The organism is Streptomyces sp. NPDC101776, assembly GCF_044766845.1.
Classification (GTDB): Bacteria; Actinomycetota; Actinomycetes; order Streptomycetales; family Streptomycetaceae; genus Streptomyces.
Genome location: NZ_JBIWMV010000003.1, coordinates 403,543 through 428,512 on the forward strand (window position 1 = coordinate 403,543; position 24,970 = coordinate 428,512).

The 24,970-nt window shown below is 69.8% G+C and carries 21 protein-coding genes and 2 pseudogenes; 6 read left to right on the top strand and 17 right to left on the bottom strand.

The window, feature by feature from the left end:
- Positions 1 to 5: 5 nt before the first annotated feature.
- The 6 genes from ACIRRY_RS13355 to ACIRRY_RS13380 form a co-directional block, all read right to left on the bottom strand.
- Positions 6 to 926 (bottom strand): ABC transporter permease, encoded by a 921-nt coding sequence (locus ACIRRY_RS13355; protein ID WP_403971590.1) that lies wholly within the window; start codon positions 924 to 926, stop codon positions 6 to 8.
- On the bottom strand, positions 919 to 1,905 hold the full coding sequence (locus ACIRRY_RS13360) for an ABC transporter permease (protein WP_403971592.1): 987 nt from the start codon (positions 1,903 to 1,905) through the stop codon (positions 919 to 921). The genes ACIRRY_RS13355 and ACIRRY_RS13360 overlap by 8 nt, the downstream gene beginning before the upstream one ends.
- Before the next feature lie 121 nt (positions 1,906 to 2,026).
- Complete coding sequence (locus ACIRRY_RS13365) at positions 2,027 to 3,844, bottom strand: ABC transporter family substrate-binding protein (RefSeq protein ID WP_403971594.1); 1,818 nt, start codon at positions 3,842 to 3,844, stop codon at positions 2,027 to 2,029.
- 250 nt (positions 3,845 to 4,094) lie between these two features.
- Positions 4,095 to 5,135 carry an NUDIX domain-containing protein gene (locus ACIRRY_RS13370; protein WP_403971596.1) on the bottom strand — a complete coding sequence of 347 codons (1,041 nt, stop codon included), beginning with the start codon at positions 5,133 to 5,135 and terminating at the stop codon, positions 4,095 to 4,097.
- Between the two features lie 143 nt (positions 5,136 to 5,278).
- Positions 5,279 to 5,473 (bottom strand): hypothetical protein, encoded by a 195-nt coding sequence (locus ACIRRY_RS13375; protein WP_403971598.1) that lies wholly within the window; start codon positions 5,471 to 5,473, stop codon positions 5,279 to 5,281.
- 30 nt (positions 5,474 to 5,503) lie between these two features.
- On the bottom strand, positions 5,504 to 6,475 hold the full coding sequence (locus ACIRRY_RS13380) for a TIGR01777 family oxidoreductase (RefSeq protein ID WP_403971600.1): 972 nt from the start codon (positions 6,473 to 6,475) through the stop codon (positions 5,504 to 5,506).
- Between the two features lie 197 nt (positions 6,476 to 6,672).
- Here ACIRRY_RS13380 and ACIRRY_RS13385 point away from each other — a divergent pair, with 197 nt between their 5' ends.
- On the top strand, positions 6,673 to 8,694 hold the full coding sequence (locus ACIRRY_RS13385) for an NPCBM/NEW2 domain-containing protein (protein ID WP_403971602.1): 2,022 nt from the start codon (positions 6,673 to 6,675) through the stop codon (positions 8,692 to 8,694).
- 45 nt (positions 8,695 to 8,739) lie between these two features.
- On the opposite strand, the gene ACIRRY_RS13390 is transcribed toward ACIRRY_RS13385, so the two are convergent.
- The gene (locus tag ACIRRY_RS13390) at positions 8,740 to 9,696 is read right to left on the bottom strand and encodes an ROK family protein (protein ID WP_403971604.1); all 957 of its coding nucleotides are present in this window, start codon (positions 9,694 to 9,696) and stop codon (positions 8,740 to 8,742) included.
- 209 nt (positions 9,697 to 9,905) lie between these two features.
- Between ACIRRY_RS13390 and ACIRRY_RS13395 the strand changes: the two genes are divergently transcribed.
- Positions 9,906 to 10,943, top strand: a complete 1,038-nt coding sequence (locus ACIRRY_RS13395; protein WP_403971606.1) for a LacI family DNA-binding transcriptional regulator — start codon at positions 9,906 to 9,908, stop codon at positions 10,941 to 10,943.
- A gap of 7 nt (positions 10,944 to 10,950) precedes the next feature.
- Positions 10,951 to 11,727: a hypothetical protein gene (locus ACIRRY_RS13400; protein ID WP_403971608.1), complete on the top strand. Its 777-nt coding sequence runs from the start codon at positions 10,951 to 10,953 to the stop codon at positions 11,725 to 11,727.
- Between the two features lie 1,654 nt (positions 11,728 to 13,381).
- On the opposite strand, the pseudogene ACIRRY_RS13405 reads toward ACIRRY_RS13400, so the two are convergent.
- A pseudogene (locus ACIRRY_RS13405) lies at positions 13,382 to 14,518 on the bottom strand (serine/threonine-protein kinase); the annotation flags it as partial.
- 170 nt (positions 14,519 to 14,688) lie between these two features.
- Complete coding sequence (locus ACIRRY_RS13410) at positions 14,689 to 15,993, bottom strand: DUF6986 family protein (protein WP_403971610.1); 1,305 nt, start codon at positions 15,991 to 15,993, stop codon at positions 14,689 to 14,691.
- 184 nt (positions 15,994 to 16,177) lie between these two features.
- On the opposite strand from ACIRRY_RS13410, the gene ACIRRY_RS13415 reads away from it, so the two are divergent.
- Positions 16,178 to 17,071 carry an endonuclease/exonuclease/phosphatase family protein gene (locus tag ACIRRY_RS13415; protein ID WP_403971612.1) on the top strand — a complete coding sequence of 298 codons (894 nt, stop codon included), beginning with the start codon at positions 16,178 to 16,180 and terminating at the stop codon, positions 17,069 to 17,071.
- Between the two features lie 66 nt (positions 17,072 to 17,137).
- Here ACIRRY_RS13415 and ACIRRY_RS13420 read toward each other — a convergent pair whose 3' ends face one another.
- The 4 genes from ACIRRY_RS13420 to ACIRRY_RS13435 form a co-directional block, all read right to left on the bottom strand.
- Entirely contained in the window at positions 17,138 to 18,100 is a 963-nt protein-coding gene (locus ACIRRY_RS13420) for an electron transfer flavoprotein subunit alpha/FixB family protein (RefSeq protein WP_403971614.1), read from the bottom strand.
- 70 nt (positions 18,101 to 18,170) lie between these two features.
- Complete coding sequence (locus ACIRRY_RS13425; RefSeq protein ID WP_403971616.1) at positions 18,171 to 18,968, bottom strand: electron transfer flavoprotein subunit beta/FixA family protein; 798 nt, start codon at positions 18,966 to 18,968, stop codon at positions 18,171 to 18,173.
- Positions 18,969 to 19,211: 243 nt separating this feature from the next.
- Positions 19,212 to 19,727: a flavin reductase family protein gene (locus ACIRRY_RS13430; protein WP_403971618.1), complete on the bottom strand. Its 516-nt coding sequence runs from the start codon at positions 19,725 to 19,727 to the stop codon at positions 19,212 to 19,214.
- Between the two features lie 220 nt (positions 19,728 to 19,947).
- Complete coding sequence (locus ACIRRY_RS13435; protein WP_403971620.1) at positions 19,948 to 20,361, bottom strand: TlpA family protein disulfide reductase; 414 nt, start codon at positions 20,359 to 20,361, stop codon at positions 19,948 to 19,950.
- A gap of 75 nt (positions 20,362 to 20,436) precedes the next feature.
- On the opposite strand from ACIRRY_RS13435, the gene ACIRRY_RS13440 reads away from it, so the two are divergent.
- Together ACIRRY_RS13440 and ACIRRY_RS13445 are read left to right on the top strand one after the other, a co-directional pair.
- A complete protein-coding gene (locus ACIRRY_RS13440; protein WP_403971622.1) occupies positions 20,437 to 20,850 on the top strand; it encodes a DUF4395 domain-containing protein in 414 nt (137 codons plus the stop codon).
- A gap of 188 nt (positions 20,851 to 21,038) precedes the next feature.
- Complete coding sequence (locus ACIRRY_RS13445) at positions 21,039 to 21,767, top strand: lysophospholipid acyltransferase family protein (protein WP_403971624.1); 729 nt, start codon at positions 21,039 to 21,041, stop codon at positions 21,765 to 21,767.
- Between the two features lie 4 nt (positions 21,768 to 21,771).
- Here the strand turns inward: ACIRRY_RS13445 and ACIRRY_RS13450 are convergent.
- From ACIRRY_RS13450 to ACIRRY_RS13465, 4 genes and pseudogenes are all read right to left on the bottom strand, one after another.
- Positions 21,772 to 22,463: pseudogene (locus ACIRRY_RS13450) on the bottom strand (B3/4 domain-containing protein).
- Between the two features lie 8 nt (positions 22,464 to 22,471).
- The gene (locus ACIRRY_RS13455; RefSeq protein WP_403971626.1) at positions 22,472 to 23,044 is read right to left on the bottom strand and encodes a transglutaminase domain-containing protein; all 573 of its coding nucleotides are present in this window, start codon (positions 23,042 to 23,044) and stop codon (positions 22,472 to 22,474) included.
- Between the two features lie 86 nt (positions 23,045 to 23,130).
- Entirely contained in the window at positions 23,131 to 24,210 is a 1,080-nt protein-coding gene (locus tag ACIRRY_RS13460) for a threonine aldolase family protein (RefSeq protein WP_403971628.1), read from the bottom strand.
- Entirely contained in the window at positions 24,207 to 24,953 is a 747-nt protein-coding gene (locus tag ACIRRY_RS13465; RefSeq protein ID WP_403971630.1) for an SDR family NAD(P)-dependent oxidoreductase, read from the bottom strand. Before ACIRRY_RS13465 ends, ACIRRY_RS13460 begins: the two co-directional genes overlap by 4 nt.
- Between the last annotated feature and the right edge of the window lie 17 nt (positions 24,954 to 24,970).

Below are 24,970 nucleotides of genomic sequence, written 5' to 3' on the forward strand. Positions count from 1 at the left end.
GGTCGTCACTGTCGCACCCTTTGCTGCCGGGGGTCGAAGGCGTCGCGCAGTCCGTCGCCGATGAAGTTGATGGTCAGGGCGATGGCGATGATGAACGCGCCGGGGATGTAGAAGAGCCAGGGCCGGGTGTCGACCGCCGTCTGCGCCTGGGAGACCAGCAACCCCAGGGAGGTGTCGGGGGGTTGGACGCCGAAGCCCAGGAAGGAGAGCGCGGTCTCGGTGAGGATGCCGGTCGCCACCAGGATCGTCGCGTTGACGATGATCGGGCCCAGCGCGTTCGGCAGCAGATGCCGGAAGATGATCCGGGTGTCCGAGGCGCCGAGCGCCCGCGCCGCCTCGATGAACTCCTTCTCGCGCAGCGACAGCACCGAGGAGCGCACCACACGCGCCACGTACGCCCAGGTCAGTCCGGCGATCACGATGGCGATCCAGTACCAGGAACCGCCGGTGCGGGAGGAGATGACCAGGGCGATCGCGAACAGGGGCAGCGTCAGCACCAGGTCCGCGATGCGCATCATGACGGCGTCGACGATGCCCCGGTAGAAGCCGGCGACGGCTCCCCAGATCGCGCCGAGCAGGGTGGAGCCGAGCGCGATCATGATGGCGATCTTCAGCGAGGTCTGGGTGCCGCGCATGACCTGGGCGTAGCCGTCGTAGCCCGAGGAGTCGGTGCCGAACGGGTGCTTCCAGGAAGGGGGTCTGGAGTTGTCCTCGGTGTACTTCGCGTACGAGTAGTGCCACAGGTGCGGGCCGATGAACGCCCACAGCAGGATCAGCACGAACACGACCAGGCTGACCATCGCGGCCCGGTGCCGCACGAAGCGGCGCAGCACCAGCTGGGTCTGGGTGCGCTGCCGTACGGTGAACTCGTGGTCTCCACGCGGTAGTTGAGTGCCCGCGGACCCCGGTGCCTCGATGTCAGTCATAGCGGATCCTCGGGTCGAGTACGGCGTAGAGCAGATCGGCGATGAGGTTGAACCCGATGACGACGACGGCGGAGAGCAACAGCCAGGCCATGGTGCGGTAGACGTCGAGCGTGGTCGCCGCCTGGACCAGCATCTCGCCCATGCCGTGCCACTGGAAGATCGTCTCCGTGATCACCGCGCCGCCCAGGATGATCGCGATGTCGAGCGCGGTGACGGTGGCCAGCGGGATGAGGGCGGTGCGCAGCGCGTGCCGTGTCATCACCTTGCCGCGTCTGAGGCCCTTGGCGCGGGCGAGCCGTACGTAGTCGCTGTTGAGGACCTCCAGCATGGAGGCGCGGGTGTAGCGGGTCCAGGACGCGAAGGAGACCAGCGCGAGGGTGATGGTGGGCAGGATGAGATGGCCCACGTGGTCGGTGAACTGGTTCCAGGTGGTGTCGACTTCGAGGTACGGCGACTTCTCGCCGATGGTGCCGAGGAACTGGCTGCCGGTCTTCTGGTTGAACCAGATTCCGGCCTGCTTGAGCAGGACCGCGAACCAGAACACGGGCATGGCGAGGAAGAGGAAGCCGAAGAAGGTGATGGTGTAGTCGGCGGCGGAGTACTGGCGGATGGCGCTGAACACGCCGAAGACGACGGCCATGATCAGCGCGAGGATCATCGCCGCGGCGACCAGGGTGATGGTCACCTTGAAGCGGGTGAACAGGTCGTGTCCGATGTTCAGGTTGGCCTGCACGGACGGGCCGAAGTCGCCGTGCAGGACGCCGGTGATCCAGTTCCAATAGCGTTCCATCACGGGCTCGTTGGCGTGGATGTGCCGGGCGAAGGCGGTCACCGCCGCCTTGCTGGGAGCGGGTTGCCGTGAGGTGGCGAAATTCGCCACCGGATCACCGGAGTTGATGACGACGAGGAACACGATGAACGTGGAGATGATGAGGACGGGGATGGAGACGAGGATGCGGCGCACGGTGTAGGCGAGCATGCGGTCTTCTCTCGGAGGCCGGCGGGTCGGTGATGCCGTCCGTGGTCGGGGCCCGGCCCCGGTGTTGCCGGGGCCGGGCTCGACGGGCGTGCCGGTGGAGCTGTTCCCTCGCGCGGTGGGGCTACTGCTTCAGGCCCCAGGCGCCGGTGTTGTAGGCCGGGCCCACGTTCGTGGCGTTGTTCCGCATGTTCACGAACCGCGTCTGCACGGCGAGGAACGTCGGCTTCTGGTACAGCGGCAGGACGTAGGCGTCGTTCACCATGAGCTGGTCGGCCTGGTTGAGGAGCGCGGCGGCCTTCGTCGCGTCGGTCTCGCCCACGGCCTGGGAGATCAGGGAGTCGGCCGTCTTGTCGCTGTAGCCGCCGAAGTTGCCGCCACCGCCGGTGAACCAGTTCTGCTGGGCGCCACTGCTCGGGAAGGGCGCCGCGACCCAGGCGAAGACGATGATGTCGTACTGGTGCCCGGAGAGGACCGTGCCGAGGTCGGCGGCGCCGATCGGCTTGATGGTGACCTTGATGCCGAGGCTCGCCAGGTTGCTCTGCAGGATCTGGCACTCGCTCTGCCGGATCTGGTTGCCGGTGGTGTAGCGGCAGTTGAAGGGTCCGACGGCCTTGCCGTCCGGAGTCTTCAACGCCGTGCCCACACCGGTGAACTTGGCGTCCGTGAGGTACTTCTTCGCCTTGGTCAGATCACCCGACCCCTGGCCGGTGCCGGTGACCAGGTCCTTGTAACCGGCCTGCCCGGGAACGAAGTTGTGGTTGCCCAGCGGCTTCACGGCCGGGTCGAACTGGCCGACCGTCTTGGCGATGATGTCCTTGATGTTGATCGCGGTGAACATCGCCTGCCGCAGCGCCAGATACTTGCCGATCACCGGGTTGTGCAGGTTGAGGTCGAAGTGCTCCCAGGTCAGCCCGTTGCCGATGGTGTAGGTGACACCGGGGATGTCCTTGACCTGGTTGACCAGGTCCACCTCGGGCTGCGGGTAGATGCCCTGAACCTCGTTGTTCTTCAGGGCCGTCGGCTCTTGCGTCGCGTCCGAGATCACCTTGAAGATCAGCCGCTGGAGGGTCGCCTTCTTCGCGCCGGTCCACTTGGGGTCGGGCACATAGGTGGCGTGGTCGTTGTCGACCCACTGCTGCATCTTGTAGGCGCCCGCGGTGGGGTACTTGGTGGGCGGCGTCTTCAGGAAGTACTGCCAGGCCTGCGCCATCTGCGTGGCCGTCATGGCGGCGGCGTCACCGGCCTTGGCGCCGGAGAGCTTCTCCGCGGTGTGGGCCGGGTAGAGCGGATAGCCCGCGCCGAACAGGGACTTCCAGTCCGAGAAGGGCTTCGACATCACCATGGTGACGGTCTTGCCGTTGTCGGAGGGGGTGAGGGACTTGATCCGGTCGTAGCCCGCGGTGCTCTGCGGCAGACAGCCCTTGGTCTGCGTGGAGTCGCTGGCGGGCGGCGGCGGGCAGTCCTTGCCGTTGTTGGTGCGCCAGTAGTAGGTGAAGTCGTCGGCGGTGATGGGCGTCCCGTCGTTCCACGCCGCCTTCGGGTTGATCTTGTAGACGATGGTCTGCGGGCTGGTGCTGGTCTGCGTCGCCGAGGTCACCAGGTCGGTGTTGAGGGCGACGGTGAAGTCCGGCTGGGGTATGAACACCTGCGGCAGGACGACCTCCAGGGCCTCCCCGTTCTCGAAGGTGTTGCCGTTGACGTCCTGGACGTTCCACTGCTGGATGTTCTTCTCCAGCACATAGGTGAACGTTCCGCCGGACTTGGTGGTGGCCGAGTTGCAGGTGTTGGCCTTGCCCACGGTGTTGCAGGACGTGAGCCCGGCCGAGCTGCTCTTGCCGGAGCCGCCGCCTCCGCCGCCACTGCTGCAGGCGGTGAGCACCAGGGCGAGCCCGGCGGCGAGTGTGAGGGCCCGGGTGAGGGCCGAGGATGGCACGCGCATGTTCCTCTCCTTCGACCGGCGAAATGTCCGGTCCCGTAGAGGCGGCCGGCGGCCGCGAGAGAACTGAGCTGCGCAAAGACGTTAGAGCTCCGATGTACCTTCTTCACGTTCTTGTTCATACCGGGAAGGCGACAATTCACCCTCGCTTTGTTATCGGAATGACCCACACCCCGCAAAGTCCCCAGGTGGTGTCCCCGAAAAGGCAAAGTCGCTTCCAACATCGTTGATCAGAGCGCAAATTGACAGGTCGTCAGCCGAGCGGTACGCCTGCCTCCAGATAGAGCGCCGCGCCACGCTCCCGGGCCCGGAGCGCCCACCGCAGCCGCTCGTAGCGGACCGGCGGCAACAGGTCGGCGGCCTCCTGCTCGCTGGCGAAGCACCAGCCGCGCAACTCCGGTCCGGGCAGCAGCAGTCGGTCGGCCACGGCGGCGTCCAGCCGGCCGCCGTCGAAGAGGAGGCGCAGCCCGCCGTAGCCGGGTGGTGCGGGCTGTTCCCAGTCGACGACGAGCAGTCGGGGTACGTCGTCGAGGACGATGCCGGTCTCCTCGGTGACCTCGCGCATGCCGGCCCGGGCGGGCGCCTCGCCGGGTTCGACGACACCGCCGGGGAACTCCCAGCCGGCCTTGTAGGTGGGGTCGACGAGCAGTACGCGGTCCTGTTCGTCGAAGAGGAGCACGCCGGCCGCGAGGGTCTCGGAGGTGGGCTCCGGGGTCTGCACGATGTCGCACACGGGCACGGCACCGCTGCCGACGGCCTCGGCGATCCGGCAGGCCGTCTCGTACGGGGTGAGGGCACTGGTGTCGACGAGATGCGCGTCGGCGGTGAGCCAGGAGGCGAGCGCGGTGCGGTACGGCTCGATGTGGTCGTACGCCCATTGCCGCATCCGGATCTCGCCGTCGGGGAGGTCGGGTGGGACCTCCCGGCCGGCTATTCGCTCGCGCAGGATCGTTTCCGCCGGGGCGAGGAGCACATGCCGGACCGTGACCCGGCGGGCCGCGAGACCGCCGAAGATCTCGTCGCGGTACTCCTGGCGCAGCAGGGTCATCGGTACGACGAGGGTCCCGCCGAGCTCGGCGAGCATGGCGGCCGCCGTGTCGATCACGAGCCGCCGCCAGATCGGCAGGTCCTGGAAGTCGCCGACCTCCGCGAGGCGCTTGGGCGGGAGCAGGTTCGGGAGTGCCCCGCCGATGATCTCGGGGTCGAAGAACGTGCTGTTCGGGATCAGGTCGATCAGTTCCCGTGCGGTGGTGGTCTTGCCTGCACCGAACGCGCCGTTGATCCAGACGATCACGGACAGTTCCCCCTCTTCTATTGGCCCCCTGAGGCTTGCCCGTTCCACCCTGCCACGGAAACCAGCCGCAGTTGAGGGCGTGCATACGACGGCGCCGGTGCCCCCTCCGACGGGGCACCGGCGCCGAGCTTTTGAGACCGGTATCAGCCGTTCTGCCCCAGGGCGTTCTCGTCGACGGCGAAGCTGCCGTCGCTGACGAGGTGATCCATGGAGCCCACGGTGTCCTTGACGTTCAGATCGCCGAGTACGTCGTGGTCGTGCGAGTGCGACGGGGAGATCGCGGCGACGACGAACCCGGTGGCGAGGGAGGCGATGGCCAGCATGCTGCGCTTCTTCATGCCCCGTTCAACTGACGAAGCGCGCCGGGGTCACGCCCGGACCGGCCGCCGGGTGGAACCCACCCCGTTCCGGGCCCGCCGCACGAGGTCGACGGCCGCTTCCGGCCACTGCGGATGGTTGAAGGTGAACCCTTCGGCCAGCAGCCGTCCCGGGACGACCCGTCGGCTCTTCAGGAGGAGTTCGGTGTCCGAGCGCAGCGCGAGGGCGCCCAGTTCCGCCATCCATTTCGTGGCGGGCAGTCCGACGGGGACACCTCGGGCGGCGCGCAGGACACGCATGAAGGCGCGCTGCGGAAGCGGTCCGGGGGCGGCGAGGTTCACCGGTCCGGCGATGTCGTCGCGGTCGAGCAGGAACTCGACCGCGCGGACGAAGTCCTGGTCGTGGATCCAGGAGATGTACTGGGCGCCGCCCGCGACCGGACCGCCGAGGCCGAGCCGGACCATCCCCGACAGGACGTCGAAGACGCCACCCCGGTCGGGGCTCATCACCATGGCGGCCCGCAGGGCGACCTTGCGGGTGTGCGGGGTGTCGGCCCGCTCCTGCTCGCGTTCCCAGTTCTTGGCGATCTCCACGCTGTAGGACCAGTAGTCCGGTACGTCGGGTTCGGCGCCGCCGATCACGCCGGTGGCCTCGTCGTTGGGGGCGTCGTAGCGGTGGGCGTAGACGGTGGCGGTGCTCATCTGCAGCCAGACGCGCGGTGGTTGGGCGGCGATGGCGATCGCCTCGCCGACCACTCGGGCGGAGTGCACGCGCGAGTCCATCATGGCCTTCAGGTTGGCCGGGGTGTAGCGGCAACTGACGCTGCGGCCCGCCAGGTTGATCACGGCGTCGCTGCCGTCGATCTCCCGGGTCCAGGAGCCCGGGGACTCGCCGTCCCACCACACCTCGCGGTCGCGCGTCGGCCGCCTGGTCAGGACGACGACCTCGTGGCCGGCCTCGGTCAGGGCGCGATCGAGGATCGCGCCCACCTGTCCCGTGCCGCCGGGAATGACGATCTTCACGGGGCTCCCCCTTCCGTTCGGACTGCTCGGGAGTGAGCCTAGCGCAGAAAGTTGAACGTGTTCAAAACTTGCCCGGTGGAAAGTCGAACAATAAATACGCAACTCTTCCAACAGAGTTCGACACGTCCTAACGTAATCGCGCACATGGCATGCACAGGAAGTGATCCCATCTCTCGCGAGTCCGGAGGAGCGTCACCATGCGTCACCCCCACACCCGCACGACCCGCCGAAGAGCGCTAGGAGCCCTTGCGGCAGGGCTGTTGTGCACGGCGGGCCTCGCCGTGCCCGCCGTCGCCACCCCCGCACAAGCCCCCGCCGCCCCCGCCCTGGCCGACGGTCAGGCGCTCACACCTCCGATGGGTTTCAACAACTGGAACTCCACCCACTGCCGCACCGAGTTCAACGAGTCCATGGTCGAGGGAATCGCGGACATCTTCGTCAACAAGGGCCTCAAGGCCGCCGGTTACCAGTACGTCAACCTCGACGACTGCTGGGCCCTGCCGTCCCGGGACGCCGACGGCAAGCTCGTCCCCGATCCGGTCCGCTTCCCGCACGGCATCAAGGCCGTCGCGGACTATGTGCACTCCAAGGGGCTCAAGCTCGGCATCTACACCAGCGCGGGCACCAAGACCTGCAACGACGCGGGGTTCCCGGGCGCCCTGGGGCACGAGTACAGCGACGCCCAGCAGTTCGCCGACTGGGGCGTGGACTACCTGAAGTACGACAACTGCAACAACCAAGGCGTGGACGCCAAGTTGCGCTACACCACCATGCGCGACGCGCTGAAGGCGACCGGCCGGCCCATCGTCTTCAGCATCTGCGAATGGGGCGAGAACAAGCCCTGGGAGTGGGCCGCGGACGTCGGACACCTGTGGCGCACGACCGGCGACATCAGCGACAACTGGGGCTCGATGCTGTCGATCCTCAAGCAGAACCTGCCGCTCGCGCCGTACGCAGGACCCGGGCACTGGAACGACCCCGACATGCTGGAGGTCGGCAACGGCGGCATGACGGACACCGAGTACCGCTCGCACTTCTCACTGTGGTCGATCATGGCCGCGCCTCTCCTCATCGGCTCCGACCTCCGTACCGCGACCGCCGCGACCTTCGACATCCTCGACAACAAGGAGGTCATCGCGGTCGACCAGGACCCGCTGGGCAAGCAGGGCAACGTTGTCACGTCCGAGGGCGGACGCTGGGTCGTCGCCAAGCCGATGCAGGACGGCAGCCGTGCCGTCGCGCTCTTCAACGAGTCCGGCAGCGCCCAGCGCATCGCCACGACCGCTGCGGCCGTCGGCCTCCCGAACGCCAAGGCGTACACCCTGCGCGACCTGTGGCAGCACCAGAGCTACAACACCGCGGGCACGATCTCCGCGACCGTACCGGCCCACGGCACGGTCCTCGTACGGGTCTCCGCCGACCGGCACGCGCTCAAGAACCCGCCCGCCGTCGAACTCGGCCTGGACAGCGCCCCGTTGGTCCAGGCGGCCAAGCCGACCGCGCTCACGACGACGGTCACCGACCTCGGCCGTACGACCGCCGAGCACGTCTCGGTGAGCCTGACCGGGCCCGCGGGCTGGAAGGTGCGCGCCAAGTCGTCGACGACCGCCAAGGCCGTAGCCACCGGCCGGTCGTTGCGCACCAAGTGGACGGTCACCGCTCCGGCGGGGACGCCGACGGGGTCGTACGACCTGACGCTGAAGGCGAGTTACCGTTCGCCGAGCGGTGCGCGCGTCACCCGTACCCTGCCGTTCGGCGCGTCCGTGGTGGTGGCACCGCCTGCGGGGGCCTCGTATCTCGGCGATCTGCCGTGGATGTCAACGGCCAACGGATACGGGCCTGTTGAGCGCAACACCAGCAACGGGGAGAGTGCCGCCGGGGACGGTCATCCGATCACCCTGGGCGGGGTGGTGTACGCCAAGGGGCTCGGCGCACACGCCGCGAGCGACATCGAGTACTACACCGGGAAGACGTGCGAGAAGGTCACCGCGGCCGTCGGTGTGGACGACGAGAAGGGCGCCAACGGGACCGTCGCCTTCGAGATCTGGGCGGACGGTACGAAGGTCGCCTCGACCGGCGTCCTCACCAACGCGATGCCCGCCCAGCCGATCACGGCGGACGTGACCGGCGCCCAGGTGGTCCGACTCGTGGTCACCGACGGCGGCGACGGGATCGACTCGGACCACGCGGACTGGGCGGACGCTCAACTCACGTGCTGATCCGGGACATTGGCCGCTGAACGAACGTTTCGGCCGGTCGGTTCCTCACACCACACCGGCCGCGGTCGTGCTCGCCTGTCCGGCGAGCGCGGCCGCGGCCGCTCCCACCAGCCCGGCGTCCGTGCCCATTTGGGCCGGTGTCACCGTCAGGCGCCGTACGAAGGACAGCGTCGCGTAGTCGCTCAACGCCTTGCGCAGTGGCGTGAACAGCACGTCGCCCGCCTTGCCCACGCCCCCGCCGATCACGGCGATGTCGATCTCGACCAGGGTCGCGGTGGCCGCGATTCCGGCGGCGAGGGCCTGCGCGGCCCGCTCGAAGGAGGCCACGGCGATCGGGTCGCCCGCGCGGGCGGCGGCGGCCACCGCGGCGGCCGAGGCGTCGCCGTCCGGGCCCGGCCGCCAGCCGCCCTCGACCGCCCGTCGGGCGATGTTGGGACCGCTGGCGATCCGCTCGACACAGCCGCGCGAACCGCACGGGCAGGCGTCGCCGTCCAGGTCCACGCTGATGTGGCCGATGTGACCCGCGTTGCCGGTGGGCCCGGGGTGCAACTGCCCGTTGAGGACGAGGCCGCCACCAACTCCCGTGGAAACAACCATGCACAGCGCGTTGGCGTGCCCGCGGGCGGCGCCCTGCCAGTGCTCGGCCGCGGTGATCGCCACGCCGTCGCCGATCAGCTCGACGGGCAGGCCCCCGGTCGCCGCGCGCACCCGCTCGACGAGCGGATAGTCGCGCCAGCCGGGCACGTTGACCGGGCTCACGGTGCCGGCGGAGGCGTCCACGGGACCCGCGCTGCCGATGCCGAGGGCGCTCGCGCGGGACCACGAGGGCGATGCGGTGAGCTCGGCGAGCACCTCCTCCACGGCTCGCATCACGGTGTCGCCGTCGTCCTGCGAGGGCGTCGGGCGCTGCGCGCGCACCAGGATCTTGCCGTGGCCGTCCACCAGCGCCCCGGCGATCTTGGTGCCGCCGATGTCGAGCGCGGCCACGAGGTCGGTGTGCATCACAGTGTCAGATCTCCCCGTCAAACATTTGAGAACCACCAGAAGGTGAGTTGGGCCGGTCTCGCGGTGGGGGCGCAGGCCGGAGATATCGGTGGACAGTCTCTCTCGCACATGACAACGTTGTCCAGGCTCTATGCTCGACGCCACATCCTCATACAAACCCATGGACCTATGCATCCCCCGTGGACGACAGGACAGGACAGCGCATCGTGCCAGAGACCGCCCGCCGCCCCGAGAACCGCTACGGCAACCGTCCGACCATGAAGGACGTGGCCGCTCGCGCCGGTGTCGGCCTGAAAACGGTGTCGCGCGTGGTCAACGGCGAACCGGGCGTGACTCCCGACACCGAGCGCCGGGTCCAGGAGGCGATCGACGCCCTCGGCTTCCGACGGAACGACAGCGCCCGCGTCCTGCGCAAGGGCCGCACGGCCAGCATCGGCCTCGTCCTGGAGGACCTCGCCGACCCGTTCTACGGCCCGCTCAGCCGCGCCGTCGAAGAGGTCGCCCGCGCTCACGGCGCCCTGCTCATCAACGGTTCCAGCGCCGAAGACCCGGACCGCGAGCAGGAGTTGGTGCTGGCGCTGTGCGCGCGGCGCGTGGACGGGCTGGTGGTGATCCCGGCCGGGGACGACCACCGCTATCTGGAACCGGAGATCAAGGCGGGCGTCGCGACGGTCTTCGTGGACCGCCCGGCCGGCCAGATCGACGCGGACGTCGTCCTGTCCGACAGCTACGGCGGCGCGCGGGACGGCGTCACCCATCTCATCTCCCACGGCCACCGGCGCATCGGCTTCATCGGTGACATGCCCCGTATCCACACGGCTGTCGAGCGACTGCGCGGTTACCGGGCCGCCATGGAGGACGCGGGGATACCGGTCGAGGACGCCTGGATGTCCCTCGGTGTGACCGACCCCGTGCGGGTGCGCCGGGCGGCGGAGGAGATGCTGACCGGCCCCTCCCCCGTGACCGCGATCTTCGCCGGCAACAACCGTGTGACGGTCACCGTCGTCCGGGTCCTCGCCGAACAGGCCCGCCGGGTCGCCCTGGTGGGCTTCGACGACTTCGAACTCGCCGATCTGCTCCAGCCGGGCGTGACCGTCGTCGCCCAGGACTCGGCGACCCTCGGCCGCACCGCCGCGGACCGTCTCTTCCGCCAGCTGGACGGCACCCTCATCGCCCCGGAACGCATCGAGTTGCCGACCCGGCTGATCACCCGGGGCTCGGGCGAGCTGCCGCCGTCGGACTGAGCGGCGGGTGAACGACCCTGTGGGCGAGCGTGCGGTGGGTGCGGTGCGTACGGTGCGTACGGTGGAGAAGCTGGGGCTGGCGCGGGCGCCGCGCGAGGATCCGCTCAGCTACCCGGGTGCGTGGCCCGTCACGTCCGGACTCCTCGTCGGGGACCGGCTGTTGCCCCTCGACGAGCGCGTCACGTACGAGGACCGCACCCCGGTACTCGCCATCGGCTCCAACGCCAGCCCCGGCCAACTGCGGCACAAGCTGGCGGAGTTCGGGATCACGTCTCCCGTCCCGATGGTGAAGGTACGGGTCACGGGCATCGACGTCGGTGTCTCGGCGCATGTGAGCCGCGTGGGGTATGTGTCGGCGTCGCCGGTCAATCGTCCTGGTGTCGTACGGGAGTTGTTCGTGACGTGGTTCGACGTGCGGCAGCTTGCCGTGGTGGACGCGAGTGAAGGGGCTTATGACCGGGCGTGGTTGGGCCCGGCCGAGTTCCCTGTCGCGCTTGGTTCAGGGGAGTTGCTGCGGGGCGCGTACGTCTACGTCAACCGGCATGGTGTCCTGCATGACGGCACGGGTGTGCCGCGTCGGCATCCGGGCGAGCGGGCGCTGCTCACCGAACTGCTGGGTGGCTCGGCGGAGTTGAGGATGCTGTTCGGGCGGACGCCAGAGGAGTTCTGTGCGCGGGTGCGCGGCGATCGGGGGTTGTGTGAGCGGGGTACGCGGTTGTTCCGGGAGGAGGGGCTGGTGACGGTGTCGGGGCTGGAAGGCTTTGTTGGGCCTCAACTGCCTTGATGTCCGGATGCCTTGATGCCTCCTGATGCCTTGATTCCTAGTGCCTTGATGCCTGATGCCTGATGCCCTGACGGCTTTAGCAGACCGGCAGACCCGGGACCGGATCGTCGTTGCCGCCGCCCTTGATGTAGACGTCGCTGACATAGACGTCGGTGTTGCCGCTGTCGTCGTCCGTCTTGGCCCACCAGACGTTGGTCCACTGGCCGTACGTCTCGCGGCGGCCCATGTTCTGTTGGCAGAAGAAGTAGTTGGTACCGGCGCCGAGGACACCGACTTCCGTGCCGGACGCGGTGTAGGACTTGGCGCTGCGCCACACCTGGCAGTTGTACTTGCCGCTGCCGATGGGCTGGCAGGCGGGGGTGGGGCTGGAGCTGGGACTGGGGGTGGCTCCGCCGGTCGTGGGGTCACTGCCGCTGCCGCCGCCGGCTTCGGGCTTGGTCGGGGCGGCGCTGGAATCCTGTCCCCCTGTCGCGTCCGCCCCCTTGCCCGTGTGCTGCTGGGTCGGCGCCTGGGCCCCGTCGTCGCCCTGACCTGTGGGCTTGGCGTCGGCCGAGCGGTGGGCGTCCGTGTGCCCGGTGGGCGAGGGGGGACCGACCACGTCACCGGCCGGGGCGGAGGGGCTGGGCCGCGAAGTGACCGTGCTGTCCCCGGAGTTACCCATCCGAGCGACGAACACTCCGGCACCGGCGAGGACGGCCGCGACTCCTGCGGCGGCTATCAGGATGCGGGCGTTGCGGCGGGGCGCGGCTGGTGGGCGGGTCATGGGGCCGGTCGGGTGGGTTACAGGGGTGAGGGGCGGGCCGAAGCCTTGGGGTGCGGAGGGGGGAAAGGGCGTGGACGCGGAGGTGTGAGCAGAGGCGGGAGCGGACGTGGAGTTGGGAGCGGTGGCGGAGTTGGGAGCGGTGGCGCGAGTGGATGGGAGGGCGTTGGAAGCTAGTCGCCCTGAAAGATCGGGGCGGTCCTGTCCTCCCGGTCCGGGCGCGCTTGCCTCGCCTGATCCGTACGGCGTTGCCCCAGCCCGCTCCGAAGAACCAAAGCCCAGCTCACCCGCTCCGGACGGGTCCGCCGCACCCGGTCCGTAAGGCGTTGCTTCAACCCGCCCCGGTGCCCCAAAGCCCCGCTCACCCGATCCGGGCCCGTCTACCGCACCCGCCCCGTACACCCTCGCCCCGGCCCGCCCCGAAGAACCAAGGCCCAGCTCACCCGCGCCGGGCATGCTTGCCGCACCTGATCCGTACACCGGCGCCTCAGCCCGCCCCGGCGACCCAAGGGTCTGCCCACCCGGTCCAGGCGCGCCTGCCGCACCCGATCCATACGCCACGGCTTCAAGTCGCCCTGGTGCCCCGGGTATTGGCTCTCCCGATCCGCGCAGCCCCGAGGTGGCGGCCACGGCGTTCTCCGATCCCGCCGCCTCGGGCGTACCGCCGGTTGCCGGTCCGCCGCCGTCACCGGCCGGCTCGACGGCACCAAAGCCATGCCCGGCCGGGGCTACGCGCTCCGTACCTCCGAGCCTCTGCCCGGCTGAAGCCACTCTCTGCGCACCCCCGATCCCCAGCCCCGCCGAACCCCCGCTCGCCGCACCCCCGATCCCCAGCCCCGCCGAAGCCACACCCCCCGCACCCCCGAGCCTCCGCCCAGCCGAAGCCACACCCCCCGCACCCCCGAGCCTCCGCCCAGCCGAAGCCTCAGCCCCCGTCGCCCCGATCCCCTGCCCGGTCTCCGCCGCCTCAGCGACACCCGCTTCCTCGGCTCCAGCTCCAGCATCGGCCCCCGCATTCGCATCGACACCGGCCTCGGCACCGGCACCGGCACCGGCACCGGCACCGGCCAGCGCCGCCCCCGATCCCCCAACCCCCGCTCCCCGAGCCCCCGTTACCCCCTCCGCTTCCGAACTCCCCGCCCCCGCGCTCCCCTTCGGCTCCACCGCTCCGAACCCCGGCGTCAGCCCAGGAGTCCTCCCACCGCTCGCCCGCAACATGGCCGTCGGCGCATCCACCCCCGCCGCCCCCGCCACCGCTTCCAGCAACTCCCGCGCCAAATCCGCCCCGGGTCGCAACTCCGGCCGCTTGTCCATCAGTTGGCGGAGGACCGGTCCCAGATGACCCGCCCGGTGGGGTTCCGGGAACGGCTCGGAGACGATCGCCGTAAGGGTGGAGTACGTCGAGGTGCGGCGGAACGGTGACGTGCCCTCGACCGCCGCGTACAGCGTGGCGCCCAGGGCCCAGACGTCGGAGGCCGGGCCGGGGTCGGCGCCCTGGGCCCGCTCGGGGGCCAAGTAGTCCAGGGAGCCGATGAGTTCGCCGCTCCGGGTGAGGTGCGTGGCGGAGCCGTCGCCCGGGTCGTCCATCGTCGCTATGCCGAAGTCCGTGAGGACGACGCGGCCCGTGCGGTCCAGGAGGATGTTGCCCGGCTTCACATCGCGGTGCAGGACGCCCACGGAGTGCGCCGCGGCCAGCGCCTCCATCACCTTCGCGCCGATCCCGGCCGCCTCGCGCGGGTCGATCGGGCCGCGCTCCCCCAGGATGTCGTCGAGGGACGGCCCGTCGATCAACTCCATGACGATCAGCGGGCGTCCGTCGACCTCGGCGATGTCGTGCACCACGACGACACCGGGATGGCGGACCCGCGCCGCCGCCCGTGCCTCGCGCTGCATCCGCAGCCGCAGGTCGGCCAGTTCGGGCGCGTGGGCGTCGGTGAAGGTGCGCAGTTCCTTGACGGCGACCTCACGGCCGAGGACCTCGTCGACGGCCCGCCAGACCACACCCATGCCGCCGCGCCCGAGTCGGGACACGACCCGATAGCGCCCCGCCAGCAGTCGGTCGACCCCGTCCACGCGTCCGCTCTCCCCCGAAGCCGAAGACACCGCCGCCGCCCCGTTCCTGTGGCTCTCCCCTGAACGCCGTACAGCCTACGGGGCGGCAGTGACAACAGAACCCGGCGCCAACACCTGTGACAGGTCCGCTACTTGGCGGACGCCGTGAGGTCACCGCGCCGGGGCGCGGCGAAGCCCTCCAGGTCCGTCCTGGTCAGCCCGGTCGCCCCGGCCACCTCGGCGAGGTCGAGCGCGCCGCAGTCCAGGCCGCGCAGCAGATAGCCGCTGAGGGCCTTGGCGGTGGCGGGCTCGTCCATGACGTCGCCGCCGGCGTGGTTGGCGTAGCGGGCGAGGCGGGCGGCGGCCTGCTCGAAGCCTTCGCGGTAGAAGGCGAAGACGGCCGCGTAGCGGGTGGGGATGTGCCCGGGGTGCATGTCCCAGCCCTGGTAGTACGCGCGGGACAACGCCCGCCGGGTGAGGCCGTAGTGCAGCCGCCACGCGTCGTGGACCTGTGCGGTGGGGCCGACCGGGAGGACGTTCGTAGAGCCGTCCGACACGCGTACGCCCGTCCCCGCCGCCGCGACCTGCATGATCGCCTTGGCGTGGTCGGCGGCGGGGTGGTCGCTGGCCTGGTAGGCGGCGGAGACGCCGAGGCAGGCGCTGTAGTCGAAGGTGCCGTAGTGCAGGCCGGTGGCGCGGCCCTCGGCGGCCTGGATCATGCGGGCGACGGTGGCGGTGCCGTCGGTGGCGAGGATGGACTGGCTGGTCTCGATCTGGATCTCGAAGCCGATCCGGCCCGGCTCCAGCCCGCGCGCCTCCTCGAAGGCCTCCAGGAGGCGCACCATCGCGGTGACCTGCTCGGCGTAGGTGACTTTGGGAAGCGTCAGGACCAGGCCGTCCGGCAGCCCGCCGGCCTCCATGAGCCCGGTCAGGAAGATGTCGAGGGTGCGGATGCCCCGGTCGCGGACGGGCGCCTCCATGCACTTCATACGGATGCCCATGTACGGCGCCGCCGTGCCCTTCTCGTACGCCTCGGCGATCAGGCGTGCCGCGCGGGCGGCGGCCTCGTCCTCCTCGGCGTCGGGGCGGGGGCCGTAGCCGTCCTCGAAGTCGACGCGCAGGTCCTCGATGGGCTCGCGCTCCAACTTGGCCCGCACGCGCGCGTGGACGGGTTCGGCGAGTTCGTCGGAGAGGCCGAGGACGGCGGCGAAGGAGGCCGCGTCGGGGGCGTGTTCGTCGAGGGCCGCGAGGGCGCGGTCGCCCCAGGAGCGGATCGTGTCGGCGGCGAAGACGTCACCGGGGACGTAGACCGTGTGGACGGGCTGGCGGGTGCCCGGGTCGCCGGGGTAGCGGCGCTCCAGTTCGGCGTCGACCGGTGCCAGGGAGGCGCTGATCTCCTCGCTGATCGCGCCCGCGAGGCTCGTCGCCACCTTCTCCTGCTCGCCCTGACCCATCCCACACCCTCCAGTTTTCCGCTCTACGGAATCAACAATCCGTAGAGCGAAGTTATCCATGGAGCTTCCCGCCGGTCAACACCCTGTCCACGCCGTGAACCCATGGCGTTCACTGCCGCCCCGAGGCCCTCTTCCGCCCAGCGCCCCGCACCTTCATCCTGACTCCCAAGGGGAGGGGACGCATATGCCGACTGTCGGAAAGATGACCCGCCGCGCGGGGCTGAGCACGCTGGTGGCGGCCGCCATCGCCCTGCCACTGATCGGAACCGTACGCTCCGGATCCGTCCGGCACGAGACCCGCCTGCTCGACGTGATGACGTTCAACCTGCGCTACGCGAGCACCGACGAGCCCAACAGCTGGAAGGTCCGCCGCCCGGTGATGCGCGACCTGCTGCTCCGCGCGGCCCCCGACATCATCGGCACCCAGGAGGGCCTCTACGCACAGCTTCAGGACATCAAGCAGGACCTAGCGCCGCACTACGACTGGATCGGCGGCGGCCGCAAGGGCGGCAGCTTCGACGAGGAGACGGCGATCTTCTACGACACCCGCCGCCTCGTCCCGGTCGAGTACGACCAGTTCTGGCTCTCCGACACGCCCAACGTGATCGGATCGAACACCTGGGGCGGCGCCCACGCGCGCATCGCCACCTGGATCCGTTTCCGCGATCTCGGCGACGAGGAACGGCAGTTCTACGTCCTCAACACCCACCTGGACAACGCGAGTCAGTACGCGCGCGAGCAGGCCGCCACCCTCATCGCCGAACGCCTCGCCCGTCTCGACCGCTCCCTGCCGATGGTGGTGCTGGGCGACTTCAACACCGCCGCGTACACCACCTCGGTCTACTCCACGATGCTGGGCGCCGGCCTCAGGGACACCTGGGACGCGGCGGCGGCGCGCGGGCAGCTCTACGGCAGCTTCCACGGCTACCGCACGCTCGTGCCGGGCGGTCCCCGCATCGACTGGATCCTGGTCTCCCCGGGCGTCACCGTGCGCCGGACGGCCCTCGACACCTTCTCCGAGAACAGCCAGTTCCCGAGCGACCATCTGCCCGTGACGTCCACGATCAGCCTGGGATGAACAGCCGAAGACGCGCGAAGGCCCCCGCGACCACGGGTCGCGGGGGCCTGATGACGCTCCGGAGGATCAGCCCTTGCGGGTGTTGATCTCCTCGGTGAGCTGCGGGACGACGTCGAAGAGGTCGCCGACCACGCCGTAGTCGACGAGGTCGAAGATCGGGGCCTCGGCGTCCTTGTTGACGGCCACGATCGTCTTCGAGGTCTGCATGCCGGCGCGGTGCTGGATCGCGCCGGAGATGCCGTTGGCGATGTAGAGCTGCGGGGAGACGCTCTTGCCGGTCTGGCCGACCTGGTTGGAGTGCGGGTACCAGCCGGCGTCGACGGCGGCGCGCGAGGCGCCGACGGCCGCGCCGAGGGAGTCGGCGAGGGCCTCGATGATCGCGAAGTTGTCCGCGCCGTTCACACCACGACCACCGGAGACGACGATCGCGGCCTCGGTCAGCTCCGGGCGGCCGGTCGACTCGCGCGGGGTGCGCGCGGTGACCTTGGTGCCGGTGGCCTTGTCCGAGAAGGTGACCGCGAGCGCCTCGACGGTGCCGGCGGCCGGGGCGGCCTCCACGGCGGCCGAGTTGGGCTTCACGGTGATGACCGGGGTGCCCTTGGAGACCCGGGTCTTGGTGGTGAAGGAGGCGGCGAACACCGACTGCGTCGCGACCGGGCCCTCGTCACCGGCCTCCAGGTCGGTGGCGTCGGTGATGATGCCGGAGCCGATGCGCACCGCGAGGCGGGCGGCGATCTCCTTGCCCTCGGCGGAGGACGGCACCAGGACGGCGGCCGGGGAGACGGCGTCGTAGGCGGTCTGGAGGGCGTCCACCTTCGGTACGACGAGGTAGTCGGTGTACTCGGCGGCGTCGTGCGTGAGCACCTTCACCGCGCCGTGCTCGGCGAGCGCGGCTGCGGTGTTCTCGGCACCGGCACCGAGGGCGACCGCGACGGGCTCGCCGATACGGCGGGCCAGGGTCAGCAGCTCCAGGGTGGGCTTGCGGACGGCGCCGTCCACGTGGTCGACGTAGACGAGAACTTCAGCCATGAGGTTGGTCTCCTGCGTGCGTGCGAAGTCTGAGGGGAGGTAAGCGAGTTGGGCCTTGAACCCTGGGGGCTCAGATGAACTTCTGGCCCGCGAGGAACTCGGCGAGCTGCTTGCCGCCCTCGCCCTCGTCCTTGACGATCGTGCCGGCGGTGCGCGCGGGGCGCTGGGCCGCGGAGTCGACAGCAGTCCAGGAGCCTTCGAGGCCGACCTCGTCGGTGTCGATCTCCAGGTCGGAGAGGTCCCAGGCCTGAACCGGCTTCTTCTTGGCGGCCATGATGCCCTTGAAGGACGGGTAACGCGCCTCGCCCGACTGGTCGGTGACGGACACGACGGCCGGCAGGGAGGCCTCGAGCTGCTCGGAGGCGCTGTCGCCGTCACGGCGGCCCTTGACGACACCGTCCTCGACGGAGACCTCGGAGAGCAGCGTGACCTGCGGAACGCCCAGTCGCTCGGCCAGCAGGGCGGGGATCACACCGGCGGTGCCGTCGGTGGAGGCCATGCCGGAGACGACCAGGTCGAAGCCGGCCTTCTCGATCGCCTTGGCCAGGACCAGGGAGGTGCCGATGGCGTCGGTGCCGTGCAGGTCGTCGTCCTCGACGTGGATCGCCTTGTCGGCACCCATGGACAGCGCCTTGCGCAGGGCGTCCTTGGCGTCCTCGGGGCCCACGGTCAGGACGGTGATCTCCACGTCGTCGCCTGCTTCTTGTCGTGCTTCGGAGATCTGCAGCGCCTGCTCGACCGCGTACTCGTCCAGCTCGGAGAGCAGACCGTCCACATCGTCACGGTCGACGGTCAGGTCATCGGCGAAGTGCCGGTCGCCAGTGGCGTCGGGCACGTACTTCACAGTGACAACGATCCTCAAGCTCACGCCGGCTCTCCTACTGCATCGTCATTTTCGGCTGCCTACTTCCAGGCAGCATAGGCGCCCTGAACGGCCGTTCCCGGTGGGGGCGACCGGTGCTCCGAGCGAAATATTACTCGCCAGTACGCACCACTACGCTCCCCCAAGGGGTGCCCGCTAAGCAAGCGCTTTGAACTGTGACCTGTGCAACGCAGCGTAATCGGAACTCGACGCTTCCGCAGGGTGGCCCGTCACCCACCGGGAGTGGTCTCAGTCACGCAGCCCGTTGAAGCGGCCCTGGTGGTAGAGGAGCGGGCGGCCGGAGCCGGCGTGCTCACCGAGGACGACCTCGGCCAGCACGATGCGGTGGTCCCCGGCCGGCACGCGCGCGGCGACCCGGCACACCAGCCAGGCGAGCACGCCGTCGAGGACCGGCACGCCCTCGGGGCCCTCGCGCCAGACGGTGGGCGCCCCGAAACGGTCGGCGCCGCTGCGGGCGAAGGTGGCCGCCAACTGCTCCTGGTGCTCGCCGAGTATGTGCACGCCGACATGGCCGGCCCCGGATATCGCGGGCCAGCTGGACGCGCCGGTGCTGATCCCGAAGGACAGCATCGGGGGCTGCGCCGAGACGGAACTGAGGGAGGTGGCGGTGAAGCCGACCGGGCCGTTCTCACCGCGCGCGGTGATCACCGCCACACCGGCCGCGTGCTGCCGGAAGACGGAACGCAGCAGGTCGGGAGAGGCGTGCTGAGGAGTACGGGTGCCGAGGTCGGGCGTGGCCGTCATGGACGTGTCCTTCTACGGAGGGGACGAACAGGGTCCGTTGCTGCTCAGCAGCCCGGACAGCGCGCGCTCGCGGTGCGGGCGAGGTCGACGTGCACCCGCCCGAAGAGAAGGAGTTCCGTAGGCATACGGTCAGGTTGACGATAGGTGATGCGCGCAGTCAAGTACGTTCCGGCATATGGGAGATGCCTCACCGAAGTCGTCACCAATGGCGTCACAACCGTCAGACCGCCTCCCCCAGAGCCGCGATGACATCCGCCTTGCGGGGGAGGCCGGTGGCACGCCGTACGACCCGTCCGTCGGCGTCGAGGACCAGCACGGTGGGGGTCTTCAGGATGTCGAGTTCCCGCACGAGGGCCAGATGGTCCTCGGCGTCGATCTCGATGTGCCGGACGCCCGGGACCATGTCGGCCACCTCGCCCAGCACCCGGCGCGTGGCGCGGCAGGGTGCGCAGAAGGCGCTGGAGAACTGCACCAGGGTGGCCTTCTCGCCGAGGTCGCCGCCCAACTCGGCGGCGCCGAGCCGTTTTCCGCCGTCGCGCCCGCGCACGCGTACTCTCCCGCTCCGCCGCCGATGCAGCACTCCGTAGGCACTCGCCGCCGCGAGCACCACCACGCACACCACAAGTCCGGTCATCGAATCCTCCAGCGTTCACGAGACTGCAAAGATTCCCGGTGCTCGGAATCCTTTCCGCTGCGGAATCCTTGATTCATGGACATCGACGTGAGAGGGCCGCGTTTCGGCGCGGCCTTGACGACCGTAGTACTGGCGGTCGTGCTGATCACCGGCAGCTTCTGGCTGCTGGCCTGGCAGACCCTGGCGTTCGCGCTGGGCGCGGCCGGCGGCGTGGGCCGCTCGCCGTACGGCTGGCTGTTCCGCAAGGCCGTACGGCCCCGGATCGGGCCGCCGACCGAGTTCGAGGCACCGGAGCCGCCGCGGTTCGCGCAGGCGGTCGGACTGGTCTTCGCCGGGGTGGGGCTGATCGGTTTCGGCCTGGGTCCCGACTGGCTGGGACTCGCGGCGACCGGGGCCGCGCTCGCCGCCGCGTTCCTCAATGCCGCGTTCGGGTACTGCCTGGGGTGCGAGATGTACCTGGTCGTGCGTCGAGTGACGGTACGCGCGTAGTAAAGGCGGCGTAAAAGGCCGAGGTGGATCAAGCGATGGACGTGACGAGGATCTCGCCGTTCTGCGGCACGAGGACTGGCCAGTCGTTCGTTCTTGGGGCACGATCTGCGCAATGCCGTAAACCTACGGCTGCGTAACTTTCCCGCCCGAAGAACCCCTTCAGGCAGAGAGAAGGGTCCACCCCGTCCATGGCTGAGCTTGTCTACCGCCCCGTCGTCGGTCTCGCCCAAACGTTGTTCAAGGCCTGGGACCTCAAGATCGACTGCAAGGGAACGGAGAACATTCCGCGCTCGGGCGGCGCCGTGCTGGTGAGCAACCACATCAGCTACCTGGACTTCATCTTCGACGGCCTGGCCGCCCTGCCCCAGAAGCGCCTCGTGCGCTTCATGGCCAAGGAGTCGGTGTTCCGGCACAAGATCTCGGGTCCGCTGATGCGCGGCATGAAGCACATCCCGGTGGACCGCAAGCAGGGCGAGACGGCCTACCAGCACGCGCTGGACTCGCTGCGGTCCGGCGAGATCGTCGGCGTCTTCCCCGAGGCGACGATCTCGCAGTCGTTCACCCTGAAGAGCTTCAAGTCCGGTGCGGCGCGCATGGCCCAGGAGGCCGGTGTCCCGCTGATCCCGATGGCTCTGTGGGGCACCCAGCGCCTGTGGACCAAGGGGCACCCGAAGAACTTCAAGCGCAGCCACACCCCGATCACCATCCGGGTCGGCGAGCCGGTGGAGGCCCCGCAGGACCAGTACGCGGGAGCGATCACCCGCCGTCTGCGCGAGCGCGTCCAGGAGCTGCTGGAAGCCGCCCAACGCGCCTATCCGGTACGACCCAAGGGTCCGGACGACACATGGTGGATGCCGGCCCATCTCGGCGGCACGGCCCCGACCGCCGAAGAGGTCAAGGCCGCCGAGGCCCGCTGAATCGTCACGCCGGGGCGTGGACGGTGATCCGCGCCCCGGGGCTGAACTTCTCGATGAGCTCGGCGAGTTCGGCACCGGCGCCGCTACGTCGGCCACCGCCATCGGCGCCAGACTCTCCAGCAGGAAGACGGCGGAGGTCGTTTGCTCCGTGAGCCTGGTCCGCGGCCCCTGCCGCCAGTTCCAGCGGCGGCAGGTGACACCCACCGCGTCCCGCCACACCACCTCGCCCGCGTCGGGGTGTTCGACGACCTCCTCGCCGCCCGCCACGGTGACGAACTCCTCGTCCCCCACGGCCCGTTCGAGGACCATCCCGCCCTGGATGCGGTCGGTGTCCTCACCGCCCACGGGGATCAAGTGGGCGACGCTGACGGCGTTGTAGAGGTCGACCAGCACATTGATCCGGGGCAGCCCAACATCCGAGAGCGCCCTCTTGGCCAGCGCCTCCGCCGAGTTGCGGGTCCGCGACGGCTTCGAACCGAACGCCGTGTACACCTCGCGCCAGGCCACCATGTGCGGGTCCTCGTGCGGGGCACGCCCGTCCAGTCGTACGGCGAGACGGCGTGCCGCGTCGTCGAGGAGCGCCGAACTCGCTTCGGTGCTGGGCCCGTTGACCAGTCCGTGGGCCTCGATCGCGACATGGGTGAACCCGGGGGCGAGGGCGCGGACTTCGTCGGACACGGTCAGGGTGAGGGTCATGGTCTGCCTCAGAGTGCGGTCGGGAGCGTCTTCCAGAGGTGCGGGCGGTCGGGGGCGGCCTTGAGGGCGCCCAGCACGACCGAATGCGGTTCAGCGTACAGGACCGGGTAGTCCAGCTCATTGAACTCTGGATCGGGTACGAAGGCCAGCCGCTCGCCGTCGAGGGAGAACTGCGCGTCCACACCCGGCTTGTTGCCGCGCGGATCCTGCCGGTGCCAGGCCCCGTTGAACCGCACGGCGACCAACCCGTGCAGCACGTCGAACTTCTGGTAGCAGAACGCCGTGGGGATGTCCTCGGCCCGCAGCAGCGCGGCCAGCGCGTGCGCCTTGGCGTAGCAGATGCCGGTGCCCTGCTCCAGGACGTCGGAGGCCCGCCACGCCACGCGCGGATCACCGGAGTCCTGCGAGTGCGAGATCTCGTCCCGCACGAACTCGAAGGCCAGCCGCGCATACCCATACGAGTCCGCGGCGCCCTTGGCGAGACGCGCGGCCGTCTCCCGCACGAGGGGGTGGTCATGGTCGATGACCTCGTCGGCGGCCAAGTAGGCGGACAGCTCAGGGGTGTTCTGGATCAGCTCCATGCCTGGAGAGCATAGGAAAGCGATCACCCGAGAGTCAATGACTTTTCGGATGACCGCATACCTATGCACTGTTGCGACGGAGCCGGCTAGCGGGCCATCTCCTCCTTGAGCGCCGCCACGAACGCGTCCACGTCGTCCTCGGTCGTGTCGAAGCCGCACATCCAGCGGACGTCGCCCGCGGCCTCGTCCCAGAAGTAGAAGCGGAAGCGCTGCTGAAGGCGCGCGCTCACGTCGTGCGGGAGGCGGGCGAAGACGCCGTTGGCCTGCACCGGGTAGAGGATCTCCACGCCGTGCACCGCGCGCACGCCCTCGGCGAGGCGCTGGGCCATCTCGTTCGCGTGGCGGGCGTTGCGCAGCCACAGGTCCTTGGCGAGCAGCGCCTCCAACTGCACTGAAACAAAGCGCATCTTGGAGGCGAGCTGCATGGACAGCTTGCGCAGGTGCTTCATGTGGCTGACGGCGTCCTGGTTGATGACCACGACCGCCTCGCCGAAGATCGCGCCGTTCTTCGTCCCGCCCAGGGAGAGGATGTCGACGCCGACCGCGTTGGTGAACGTCCGCATCGGGACATCCAGGGAGGCGGCCGCGTTGGCTATCCGGGAGCCGTCGAGGTGGACCTTCATGCCCCGCGCGTGGGCGTGGTCGCAGATCGCGCGGATCTCGTCGGGCGTGTACAGAGTGCCGAGTTCGGTGCTCTGGGTGATCGAGACGACCTGCGGCATCGCGCGGTGCTCGTCGTCCCAGCCGTAGGCCTGCCGGTCGATCAGTTCGGGCGTGAGCTTGCCGTCCGGGGTGGGCACGGTGAGGAGTTTGAGGCCGCCCATGCGCTCGGGTGCGCCGCCCTCGTCGACGTTGATGTGGGCGCTCTCGGCGCAGATCACCGCGCCCCAGCGGTCGGTGACCGCCTGGAGGGCGACGACGTTGGCGCCGGTGCCGTTGAAGACCGGGAAGGCCTCGGCCGTAGCCCCGAAGTGGCCGCGGATGACGCCCTGGAGGTGGTCCGTGTAGTCGTCCTCCCCGTATGCGACCTGGTGGCCGCCGTTGGCGAGGGCCAGGGCGGCGAGCACCTCCGGGTGGGCGCCGGCGTAGTTGTCGCTGGCGAAGCCGCGGGTCTCCGGGTCGTGGTGGCGACGGGCCTGCGTAAAGGGAGCCTTCGGAGGGTTCACGGCTTCTCGGTCAGCCACAGACGGTTTCCGTTCACTTCGGTGGCGGGCTTGTCCCAGACGCCCGCGATGGCCTCGGCGAGGTCCTTGACGTCGGTGAAGCCCGCGAACTTCGCGTTCGGGCGCTCGGCACGCATCGCGTCGTGCACCAGCGCCTTCACCACCATGACGGCCGCCGCGGAGGTGGGGCCGTCCTCCCCGCCGGCCTTGCGGTAGCCGTCGGCCATCGCGAGGGTCCAGGCCTCGGCGGCGGCCTTCGACGCGGAGTACGCCGCGTTGCCCGCGGTGGGCTTGCTGGCACCGGCCGCGCTGATCAGCAGGTAGCGACCGCGGTCGCTGCGCTCCAGGCCGTCGTAGAAGGCCAGGGAGGTGTGCTGGACGGTGCGGATGAGCAGCTTCTCCAGGAGGTCCCAGTCGGCGAGGTCGGTGTCGGTGAAGGTGGCGCCGCCGCGCCAGCCGCCGACGAGGTGGACGAGGCCGTCGACGCGGCCGAAGTCCTTCTCGATGTGCTCGGCCCAGTCGCGGGTGGCCTGCGGGTCGAGCAGATCGACCGTGTCACCGACGACGGTGGCGCCGCCGTGCGCGTAGCGGGCCGCGTCCACGGCCTTAGCCAGGCGCTCGGGATGCGCGTCCGCGCCGATGACGGTCGCGCCCGCCTCGGCCAGCCGCAGCAGCACCGCGTGGCCCGCGGGCCCGCCCGCTCCGGCCACCGCGATCACCGCGCCGTTGAGCGCCCCGTTCCCCATGGTCCTCGCCTCCTGAG